This is a genomic window from Acetobacter sp. P1H12_c (genome assembly GCF_018811975.1).
GTDB classification, from domain to species: Bacteria; Pseudomonadota; Alphaproteobacteria; order Acetobacterales; family Acetobacteraceae; genus Acetobacter; species Acetobacter persici.
Window position 1 is genome coordinate 24,472 of record NZ_JACRVR010000003.1, and the last position, 11,077, is coordinate 35,548.

General features: G+C 57.8%; 10 protein-coding genes. All 10 read right to left on the minus strand.

Annotation, left to right across the window (positions count from 1 at the left end; genetic code table 11):
- Positions 1-5 precede the first annotated feature (5 nt).
- The 10 genes from KP699_RS03665 to nuoF all read right to left on the minus strand — a co-directional run bounded on the left by KP699_RS03665 (position 6) and on the right by nuoF (position 11,074).
- Entirely contained in the window at positions 6-818 is an 813-nt protein-coding gene (locus KP699_RS03665) for a type III pantothenate kinase (protein ID WP_215761667.1), read from the minus strand.
- The gene (locus KP699_RS03670; protein WP_215761668.1) at positions 802-1,590 is read right to left on the minus strand and encodes a biotin--[acetyl-CoA-carboxylase] ligase; all 789 of its coding nucleotides are present in this window, start codon (positions 1,588-1,590) and stop codon (positions 802-804) included. The genes KP699_RS03665 and KP699_RS03670 overlap by 17 nt, the downstream gene beginning before the upstream one ends.
- On the minus strand, positions 1,587-3,014 hold the full coding sequence (gene nuoN / locus KP699_RS03675; protein ID WP_215761747.1) for an NADH-quinone oxidoreductase subunit NuoN: 1,428 nt from the start codon (positions 3,012-3,014) through the stop codon (positions 1,587-1,589). Before nuoN ends, KP699_RS03670 begins: the two co-directional genes overlap by 4 nt.
- 81 nt (positions 3,015-3,095) lie before the next feature.
- On the minus strand, positions 3,096-5,036 hold the full coding sequence (gene nuoL, locus KP699_RS03680) for an NADH-quinone oxidoreductase subunit L (protein ID WP_215761669.1): 1,941 nt from the start codon (positions 5,034-5,036) through the stop codon (positions 3,096-3,098).
- 8 nt (positions 5,037-5,044) lie between these two features.
- Entirely contained in the window at positions 5,045-5,368 is a 324-nt protein-coding gene (gene nuoK / locus KP699_RS03685; RefSeq protein WP_035373926.1) for an NADH-quinone oxidoreductase subunit NuoK, read from the minus strand.
- Entirely contained in the window at positions 5,365-6,081 is a 717-nt protein-coding gene (locus KP699_RS03690) for an NADH-quinone oxidoreductase subunit J (RefSeq protein ID WP_077931461.1), read from the minus strand. Before KP699_RS03690 ends, nuoK begins: the two co-directional genes overlap by 4 nt.
- A gap of 36 nt (positions 6,082-6,117) precedes the next feature.
- The gene (nuoI, locus tag KP699_RS03695) at positions 6,118-6,606 is read right to left on the minus strand and encodes an NADH-quinone oxidoreductase subunit NuoI (RefSeq protein WP_077931460.1); all 489 of its coding nucleotides are present in this window, start codon (positions 6,604-6,606) and stop codon (positions 6,118-6,120) included.
- Positions 6,606-7,634: an NADH-quinone oxidoreductase subunit NuoH gene (nuoH, locus tag KP699_RS03700; RefSeq protein WP_215761670.1), complete on the minus strand. Its 1,029-nt coding sequence runs from the start codon at positions 7,632-7,634 to the stop codon at positions 6,606-6,608. The genes nuoI and nuoH overlap by 1 nt, the downstream gene beginning before the upstream one ends.
- A 6-nt stretch (positions 7,635-7,640) precedes the next feature.
- Positions 7,641-9,740, minus strand: coding sequence for an NADH-quinone oxidoreductase subunit NuoG (gene nuoG / locus KP699_RS03705; RefSeq protein ID WP_215761671.1), 2,100 nt, complete (start codon positions 9,738-9,740; stop codon positions 7,641-7,643).
- A gap of 5 nt (positions 9,741-9,745) precedes the next feature.
- The gene (gene nuoF, locus KP699_RS03710) at positions 9,746-11,074 is read right to left on the minus strand and encodes an NADH-quinone oxidoreductase subunit NuoF (protein WP_077931457.1); all 1,329 of its coding nucleotides are present in this window, start codon (positions 11,072-11,074) and stop codon (positions 9,746-9,748) included.
- Positions 11,075-11,077: the final 3 nt, after the last annotated feature.

Genomic DNA, 11,077 nt, shown 5'->3' on the forward strand with positions numbered 1-11,077 from the left:
TTGTCTTATCCTTCTGTCAAAAAGTCTTTTTCGATTGTGAGACGCGGCAAGGGATTCCGCCCCGCCAATATCCGCAGCCCGTTAAGGGTCAGCATTGAATCCACGTGATCAAACACTGTCGTGCCTTCCGAGAAGAGCGGAGCCAGACCGCCAGTTGCGAGCACCTTCATGGTCTGCCCGACTTCCTGCCTGATCCTCTCGACGATCCCCTCGATCAAACCCACATAACCCCAGAACACGCCTGACCGCATGGCCGTAACCGTATTCCGCCCGATGACGGAATCCACCGCCGGGCGTCCAATTCCTATTCTCGGCAGCCGGGCGGCAGCCTGATGCAGAGCTTCAACCGAAAGATTGATACCCGGTGCAATCACCCCGCCACAATAGCTGCCTTCTGCATCCACTACATCAAAGGTGGTGGCCGTGCCAAAATCAATCACCGTCAGCGGTCCACCATACAGATGGTGTGCGGCAAGCCCGTTTAACAGGCGGTCCACGCCAACTTCATCCGGATTATCCATTTTAATGGAAAATCCCCAGTCCAGCCGGGCAGAGGCCAGCAGAGGCTCCACCGAAAACCACTGGCGGCACAAAGTACGCAGATGGTAGAGCGCCGCCGGCACCACGGTGCCAATCACAGCGCCTTCAATATCATCCGCCGCAATCCCCTGCATTTTCAGCAGGGCCAGCAGCCAGACGGCATATTCGTCAGACGTACGCTGGGCCTGCATGGTAATGCGCCACACGCCCCGCCATTTTTCACCATCATGCACGGCAAACACAACATTGGTGTTGCCTGCATCAATGACGAGAAGCAACGTCAGCCCCCTGTTCTGCCAGCAGGATATCCCCTGTTGCGATCGTTTTCATGCCCTGTTCCGTCTCAAGCAGCAGCCGTCCATCAGCGGCAAGCCCTGCAAACTGGCCCTTTTCATAAGTAGTCCCGCCGCTTACGACAAGAGGCGTGCCAACAGGATGTGCACGTTTCCGCCATTCCGCACACAAAACAGCAAAGCCATCCTGCCGCCACACGGTACACCAGTGCGCCAGTTGTGCAAGGATGGCCTTTGCCACATCGGCTGGTGGTGGCACTGGCCCGCACTGCCCCAGCGAGGCTGCTGTCCGGCCAATCTGTGCTTCCTGTGGTGGCTGCTGAAGGTTGGCCCCCATGCCAATCACCAGCATCGGACCTTCACGCTCTATCAGAATACCGCCGAGTTTCTGGCCGTCGAGCAGGATATCGTTCGGCCATTTGATCATCAGCCGCTCCCGCGCTGCGGGAACACTGGTCGCCAGTCCTTCAAAAAAAGCCAGAGAGGCCACAAAAGGCCAGCCGCCCAGCGCGTCCTGCCCTGCCTGCCCCGCGTCCAGCAGAGCAGAAAAAGCGAGGCTCTGCCCGGCGTTGGCCCAGTTGCGCCCCCGGCTGCCCCGCCCTTTTGTCTGGCGCAAAGCCAGTAACGCCAGACCCGGAGCCTCTCCCTTACGGGCGCGCTCCAGACAGATATCAGACGTTGATGTCAGTTCCTCGTAACATTCAAGCCGCCAGTCCCCATACCCGTCAGTCCGGCAGTCCGTTGTCTGCTCACTCATCCGCCAAGGGCCAGAGCAGCCTGCCGGGCCATGGCCATCAGCGGGCCAAGTGCGAGAATGAAGAACACCGTCGCCAGCCCCATACTGCCAGAAACAAACAGCAGGCTGCGCGCTGGCCGGTCCAGCCCCTCCGCAGAGGCATCAAAATACATCACCTTCACCACCCGCAGATAATAATATGCGCCAACAATGCTCGAGACTGCCCCGATCACGACCAGAACGTAAAGGCCAGATTGCCATGCGGCGGCAAAAACCATCAATTTCCCAAAAAAACCAGCCAGAGGCGGCGCGCCAACCATGCTGAACATGAAGATTGCCAGCACAGCCGCCAGACCGGGGTCCGTCCGACCCAGACCGGCGAGGTCAGCAATGGACGTGACTTCCCGCCCCTTCCGACGCATGGCGGTAATAACGGCAAACACCCCGGCGTTCATCACCAGATACGCCGCCAGATAAATCAGGGTTGCGCGCACACCGCTGGCGGATGCTGCCGCCAGCCCCATGAGGGCATACCCCATATGGCCAATGGATGAATACGCCATCAGCCGTTTGATGTTGGTCTGCGGGATGGCAGCGAACGCGCCATACACCATCGAGAGGATGGACAGGACTTCAATCAGCATTTGCCAGCGAGGAGCCATAGCACCAAACGGTCCGCTCATCACACGCAGGAAGAGCGCAAAGGCTGCAAATTTGGGCGCTCCGGCCATGTAGGCCGTAATGGGTGTTGGCGCACCCTGATAAACATCGGGCGTCCACATATGGAACGGCACGACTGAAAGCTTGAAGCTGAGCCCGACCAGAATAAACACCAGCCCGACCATCAGCCCCGCGGGCAGCGCGCTTGTCTGCTGAATGGCCGCAATCAGGCCCGTATAGGCCATGGTGCCCGCGTAGCCATACACCAGAGACATGCCATACAGCAGCAGGCCAGAGGCGAGAGACCCGAGAACAAAATATTTCAGCCCGGCTTCGGACGACGTGACATCATCCCGCTCCAGCGCACAGAGGATGTAAATGGAGAGAGAGGAGAGTTCCAGCCCGACAAACAACGTCATCAGATTAGCGGAGGACGCCATGATCAGCGCACCGAGGGTGGAGAACAGGATCAGCACTGCTGTTTCAAACGGCAGCGGCTCACGCTCTTCCGTGCGGTAGCTGAGTGTCAGCACAAGAGCAGCAACCCCGCCCAGCAAAGCGAGCATTTTCATGAAGCGGGCAAAGCCGTCATTCACAAAAGTCCCGGCATAAGCCACGCCGTCAGGCGAGACGGCCACAAGCACGCCGCACCCGATAAAGGCCGCCACAGTCAGCAGGGTGCAGGAAACAATCCCCTTCCCCTCGCGCTGGAGCACGCCAAAGACGAGAATAATCAGCCCGGCCAGCCCAAGAGCAATTTCCGGCAAAGCCAGCGTCCAGTTCACCGATGTCACGCTCATGCCGCAGCACTCCGTTCAGAGCAGGAGAAAACAGATAAGACAGCAAGGGTCATCTCAGCCCCTCCCTCACCCACAGAGTGCAACAGTCAGCACCACAACCAACCCCGCCAGCATGGTGAATGCATACAGCGCGATAGACCCGGTTTGCAGACGCACAGCATCAGAAGCACCATTGGCAGCAGCCTGCACCAGATCCCGCGGGAGGCCTTCCACAGCACCTTCCTCTCCGTCTTTCCAGAGAATACGGGCGATGGCACCGTAGGGCCGGACAAAAATCCGGTCATACAGTTCATCAAAATACCATTTGTTGAGCAGAAACCGGTAGAGCGGGCCGCAGGAGCGCGCGAGTGCTTCAGGCATATCCGGGCGCGCTACATAAAACAGATACGCCACAGCAATGCCCAGCAACCCGACCACAGATGGCAGAAGAGCAATCAGGCCGGGAACATGTTCGAAAGTTTCCATGATGCTGTTATCAGGAGCATTGAAAATGCTGCCCTGCCAGAAAGCCGCCTGCTGCGTGCCGATATAGTACGGGGCTAGCGCAATACCACTCACGACGGCACCAATGGCCAGCACCACCAGCGGCAGAGCCATGGAAAGCGGACTTTCATGTGCAGCATCCCGGGCGTGCGCATCGGCAGGGGCGCCATGAAACACCAGAAAAATCAGCCGCCAGCTATAAAAGGCGGTCAGGAAAGCCGTAATGACACCCAGAACCCACGCGTAATGACTCATGCCACTATCAGCCGCCCACAGGGCGTTCAGAATAGCATCTTTTGACCAGTAACCTGCAAAAGGGAAAACACCGGCCAGAGCAAGGCTACCAATCCACATGACTGCGTATGTCAGCGGCAGTTTTTTCCACAAGCCGCCCATGCGGAACATATTCTGTTCATCATGCAACGCATGGATTACCGACCCGGCCCCCAGGAACAGGAGTGCTTTGAAAAAAGCATGTGTTGTCAGGTGGAAAACGGAAGCCTGATAGGCGCCGACACCAACGGCTGCAAACATATAGCCAAGCTGTGAGCAGGTGGAATACGCAATGCTGCGTTTGATATCCGGCTGCACCATGCCGACTGTTGCTGCAAAAAAACAGGTTGTGGCACCAATGAAAATTACAAACAGGCGGGTGTTGGGCGCCGCCTCAAGCAGAGGGGACATCCGCGCCATCAGAAACACACCGGCTGTCACCATCGTCGCCGCGTGGATCAGCGCGGAAACGGGAGTTGGCCCTTCCATCGCGTCTGGCAGCCATGTGTGCAGGAACAGTTGCGCCGATTTCCCCATAGCGCCGACAAACAGCAGAAAGCTGATAACCTCCGCCATCCGGAAGGACTGCCCGAAGAGCGTATAAGGCGCCCCGGCAACCTGCGGCACAGCGGCAAAAATCTCTTCATACCGCACGGAATGAAAGAGGACGTAAATCAGCCCGATCCCGACGAGGAAGAACAGATCCGCCACGCGGTTGACGACAAAGGCCTTGATGGCTGCGGCCGTGGCGGAAGGCCGGTCATACCAGTAGCCAATGAGCAGATAACTGGCGAGCCCCACGCCTTCCCACCCGAAAAAGAGCTGGATGAGATCAGAGGAAGATACCAGCATGAGCATGGCAAAAGTAAAGAGCGAGAGATACGCAAAAAACCGGTAAACCGGCATGGTCTCATGGCTCATATAGCCAAGGCTGTAGCAGTGAACCAGCAGCGAGACACAGAGCGCCATGGCCGTCATGGTCACGGAAAGCGTGTCAAACCGCAGCGTCCATGTGGCATGGAAGCCACCGGCGTTAATCCAGTCGGCCAGAGGCACGGAAAAAGGCCCGAACCCGGTGGTCCAGCCGCCATATAAAGCCCCCACACCGCACAGAGCGGCAACGCTCATGCACGCAAGGGTTACGACTTTCGCCAGTGTATCGCCCATCAGGCGGCCACCCAGCCCCGCCACGACCGCACCGGCCAGAGGCAGGGTGACGGCGGCGGCAAACAGGTGAAGATCGGTCTGCATGAGTCCGCTCATCCCTTCATCATCGTAACGTCTTCGACCTGGATCGACCCACGGTTACGGAAATAGACCGTGACAATTGCCAGACCGATGGCGGCTTCTGCTGCGGCAATGGTCAGCACGAACAGCACCATCACCTGCCCGGACAGATCCGCATGGGCTGAGGAAAACGCGACAAAATTCAGATTTGCCGCCAGAAGAATGAGTTCCATGGACATCAGGATGATGATGATATTTTTCCGGTTGAGAAAAATACCCAACACCCCCAGCACCAGCAGCGCGGCGCTGACCACAAGATAAGGCCCAAGCCCGACAGGAGCGATTGCTGGTGTCATGCGCCAGTCTCCTCTTTTTCCGCCTCTTTATGCTGCTCGGCAGAACCATAGGACCCGGGAACAGCAATCTCGTAATACGAGCTTCCGGGGCGCAGGAAACCACCCTGCTCCAACACGTTTTCGCCAAGTGGCAGTTGCACCAGCTCCAGCGTGTCTTCACGTGTGCGTGCATGCTGTTTTTCAATATTCTGGCGCCGTCCGCTCCCTGTCTGGCGCAGCGTCAGTACGATGGCCCCGATCATAGCGACCAGCAGCACAAGCCCGCAGGCCTGAAACAGCAGCACATAATGCGTATAGATCAGCGTGCCTAACGCGGCGGTGTTGGTCAAACCGGGAGCCGCCTGTACCGATGCAACAGCACCAGCCGGGGCCATCGTCCAGTTGCTGAAGGCCATCACCAGTTCCGCAAACAGAATGGCGCCCACACAGGCTCCAATTGGGGCATTGCGCTGCAAGCCTTCACGCAGTTGCGTGAAATCAACGTCCAGCATCATGACGACAAACAGGAACAGCACCGCCACCGCACCGACGTACACGATGACAAGCAGCATCGCCAGAAACTCGGCCCCGGCTATCAAAAACAGACCGGCTGCATTGAAAAATGCCAGAATGAGAAACAACACGGCATGAACCGGATTGCGCACACTGATGACCATGGTCCCAGATAGCAGCAACACAGCGGCAAAAACGTAAAAAACAACCTGCGCCAGCATCAGCAAGCCTCCTGCCCCTGCCGGGGCTGCACGGGATTAACGATACGGGGCATCGTATTCCAGCCGACGGGCCAGCAAGGCTTCCCACCGGTCTCCATTCGCAAGGAGCTTATCCTTGTCGTACAGCAACTCTTCCCGTGTTTCTGTGGCAAATTCGTAATTCGGCCCTTCGACAATCGCATCAACCGGGCAGGCTTCCTCGCACAGACCGCAATAGATACATTTTGTCATGTCAATATCGTAGCGCGTGGTGCGGCGGGAGCCATCATCACGTTCCTCGGCCTCAATGGTAATTGCCTCCGCCGGACATGTTGCCTCACACAGCTTGCAGGCAATGCAGCGTTCTTCCCCATTCGGATAACGCCGCAGCGCATGTTCTCCACGAAAACGCGGAGAAAGCGGGCCTTTTTCATACGGGTAGTTCAGCGTGACTTTTGGCTGAAACATCATCCGGAATGTTGCGGCCATACCGCCCACAAGTTCTGTCAGCAAAAACGAGCGGAATGTGCGTGTCAGAGCGCCCATCAGTTTACGCCTCCCACCTGCGGCAACAGACCTGTCGCCATCAGGAAACCTGCCGTTGCAATCATCCAGACCAGTGAGAGCGGCAGGAAAACCTTCCAGCCCAGACGCATCAGCTGGTCATACCGGAACCGCGGGAAAGTCGCCCGGATCCAGATAAAAACAAAAAGACAGAAAAGAATTTTGAAAATCAGCCAGAGCGGACCGGGCACCCATGTAAACGGTGCCAGTCCGAGCGGCGGCAGCCAGCCCCCAAGGAACAGAATGCTGATCATGCCTGACATCAGGATCATGTTTGCATATTCCCCAAGGAAGAAGAGGCCGAAGGCCAGAGAGGAATATTCCACAAAGAACCCGGCCACGAGTTCACTCTCCCCTTCCGGCAGGTCAAATGGCGCACGATTGGTTTCCGCCAGAGCCGAGATGAAGAAGACAATAAACATCGGGAACATCGGCACGCAGAACCAGATATGGCGCTGCGCCAGCACAATATCATTCAGATTCAGGCTCCCCACAGCCAGAAGGACCGAGACGATGACAAGCCCGATCGAGACTTCATAAGAGACCATCTGCGCCGCAGACCGCAGCCCCCCCAGAAAGGCGTAGCGGGAATTGGAAGCCCACCCGGCAATCAGAATGCCGTAAACCCCGAGGGAGGAAATGGCGAGAAGATACAAAATTCCGACATTGACATCCGCCACAGCCAGCCCGTTTCCGGTCGGGATTACTGCCCAGGCCAGCATGGCGAGAGAAAATGTGAGAAACGGTGCGAACAGAAACAGTGCCCGGTTGGCCCCGGCGGGAATCACTGTCTCCTTCGTAATCATCTTGATAGCATCGGCAAAAGCCTGAAGCATCCCGAAGGGGCCGTTCACGTTCGGCCCCCGGCGGCGCTGCATGGCCGCCATCACCTTGCGTTCCATGAGCGTCAGATACGCCACAGCAATCAGCAACGGCACCAGAACGGCCAGCGTTTCCAGCAGCATCAGAATAATCTGCCCCGCCAGTGTATGATAAAAAAACTGCGCCATCTGCCTTTACTCCGCCGCTACTGCACGCGCAGGCCCGTAAGTGCGGGAACACTCCGCCATTGTCGGGCTGGCCCGGCTGATGGCGTTGGTCTGGTAATAATCCTGCACCACCGGCCTGAAAGGATGCGCGTCCTGTCCGTCCTGCTGCGTGCCCGGAACCTCTTCCGTCTGGAAAACAGGAGTGCTCTGGCCCGTTATCTGCGGGTTCGGCTGATGTGCCGCGCCAATGTTACGAAACACCGGATTGATCTCCGCCATACGCTCCCGCACGGCCTCCAGCGTGTCATATGGCAGGGTTTTGCCAATCACTTCTGAAAACGCCCGCAGAATTCGCCAGTCTTCCCGCGCCTCGCCCGGTGGGAACACAGCGCGGAAGCTCCGCTGGACACGCCCCTCTGTATTCACATACGTGCCCGGCTTTTCCGTATAGGCCGCGCCGGGCAGGATAATATCAGCCCGTGCGGCGGCGGCGTCTCCATGATGCCCCTGATAAACCACGAACGTCTCCGCGCCGATTTTATCAACCGGAAACTCATCCGCCCCCAGCAGCCAGAGTACATCCACCCCGCCCCGCAGCATCCCACTGGCTGTCCGCCCCCGTGTGCCGGGCAAAAAGCCAAGATCAAGAGCCCCAACGCGTGACGCCGCCGTGTGCAGACAGTTCAGCCCGTTCCAGCCCTCAGCAATCACGCCGCTCTGTTCAGCCAGCTTTTGGCAGGATGCGTAGAGAGCCGCAGCATCAGGCCGCGTCAGAGCACCATGACCAAGGATAATCATGGGCCGTTTTGCGGTTTTCAGTATGTCCGCAAAAGGGTGGCTGCCATCAAGCAGCTTGTCCAGCACTTCTGGCCCCTCACCCAGCAGTTCGGTCGGATAAGTCGGGTCCGTCAGCGGGGCACCAATCATGGCGATAGGGAAACCACCACGCCCGGCATCCAGAAAACGTTTGCGAATGCGGGCATTCAGCACGGGAGCCTCATGCCGTGGATGCGTACCGACCAGCAGAAGCGCATCGGCCTCCTCAATCCCGAGAATGCCGCTGTTAAACAGATAGCCTTCCCGCGTGCTCAGATCATACCACGCATTATCCTGACGGCAGTCGAGATTGGGGGAACCCAGAGACGCCATCAGATCTTTCAGAGCGCACAGGCTTTCCGCGTCACACAGATCACCCGCGATGGCCCCGATCTGATACCCGGCCACACCATCCAGCCGCCGCGCCAGCGCAACAAAGGCATCCTGCCAGGAGGCTTCCATCAGCTTGCCGTGTACCCGCACCCACGGGCGGTCAAGCCGCCTGCGCTTGAGGCCATCGACTGAAAAACGGCCTTTATCAGACAGCCATTCTTCATTCACTTCATCGTTCACGCGCGGCACAATCCGCATGACTTCACCGCCACGCGCCTGAATCTGGATATTGGTGCCGACCGCATCCATCACATCAATGCTGTCAGTTTTTTTGTATTCCCAGGACCGGGCATGGAACGCGGAAGGTTTGGCCGTAAGCGCGCCTACGGGGCAGATATCAATCAGATTGCCGGAAAGTTCCGAAGTCAGTGCCTTTTCCACATAGGTGGTTATCTCGGCATTTTCCCCGCGTGAGACCATCCCCAGTTCTGGGGTACCTGCAACTTCCGTCGTGAACCGCACACAGCGCGTGCACTGAATGCAGCGCGTCATGACGGTTTTAACCAGCGGGCCGAGATCTTTATCCGTTACCGCCCGCTTGGCTTCCTGATACCGGGACATGCCAGAACCATAGCCATAAGCCTGATCCTGCAAATCACACTCGCCACCCTGATCACAGATCGGGCAGTCGAGAGGGTGATTAATCAGCAGAAATTCCATCACAGCCCTGCGGGCACGACGCACCACTTCCGTATCCGTCAGAATTTCCATCCCTTCGGAAACCGGAAAACCGCAGGACGCAACCGGCTTTGGCGCACGCACCACCTGCACAAGACACATCCGGCAGTTGCCTGCTACAGAAAGCCGCTCATGGTAGCAAAAACGCGGGATTTCCTTGCCTGCGGCCTCACAGGCCTGCAACGCGCTAAAACCGGGCGGCACATCTACAGGCGTGCCATCAACAATCACCCTTACCATCGCCCTTACTCCGCAGCCACTGGAACGCCAGATGCAGGAACCTGAACCAGCCCCGTGCCACCATGCGTTGCTTTATAGTGGCGGATGCGTTCTTCCATTTCCGGCCGGAAATGGCGGATCAGCCCTTGAATAGGCCATGCCGCAGCATCCCCTAGCGCGCAGATGGTATGCCCCTCCACCTGCCGCGTGACCTGTTCCAGCAGGTCGATTTCATCCAGTTCAGCCCGGCCCTGCACCATGCGGTCCATCATGCGCATCATCCAGCCGGTTCCTTCCCGGCAGGGCGTGCATTGCCCGCAGCTTTCATGTTTGAAAAAGCGTGAGAAACGCGCAATCGCCTCGATAATATCAGTCGATTTATCCATCACGATCATGCAGCCGGTGCCCAGACCGGAGCGTTCAGCACGCAGGCTGTCATAATCCATAAGGACAGTTTCGCACACAGATTTTGGCAAAACGGGCACCGAGCATCCGCCGGGAATAACCGCCAGAAGATTATCCCAGCCGCCCCGCACACCACCACCATGTTTTTCAATAATCTCTTTCAGCGGCACGCCGAGTTCTTCTTCAAAAACACAGGGCGTGTTTACATGGCCGGAAATAGCCATCAGCTTGCTGCCCGCATTATTCGGCCGACCCAACCCGGCAAACCACGCCGCCCCGCGGCGCAGAATGGTGGACGTCACCGCAATACTTTCCACGTTATTCACGGTCGTCGGGCAGCCATACAGGCCCGCTCCGGCGGGGAACGGGGGCTTCATACGGGGCTGGCCCTTCTTCCCTTCCAGACTTTCCAGAAGGGCGGTCTCTTCCCCACAGATATAAGCCCCCGCACCACGATGAATGAAGAAATCAAAATCCCACCCGGACCCGGAAGCATTTTTACCAATCAGTCCGGCCGCGTAGGCTTCGTCCACAGCACTCTGCAAATGAGCAGCTTCATTAAAAAACTCACCGCGGACATAAATATACGCGGCATGCGCGCCCATCGCGAAGGAGGCGATCAGAGCACTTTCAATCAGCTTGTGCGGTTCATGCCTTAAAACTTCACGATCTTTACAGGTTCCGGGTTCTGATTCGTCCCCATTGATCACCAGATAATGCGGCCGCCCGTCAGACTGTTTGGGCATGAAGGACCATTTCAACCCTGTAGGGAAGCCTGCCCCGCCGCGACCGCGCAGGCCGGAAGCCTTCATTTCCGCAATAATGGCATCACGCCCTTTTGCCAGAATTTCGGCTGTGTTCTGCCAGTCACCCCGGCTGCGTGCGCCCTCCAGCCGCCAGTCATTCTGACCGTAGAGATTTGTGAAGATCCGGTCCTTGTCCTGCAACATGCC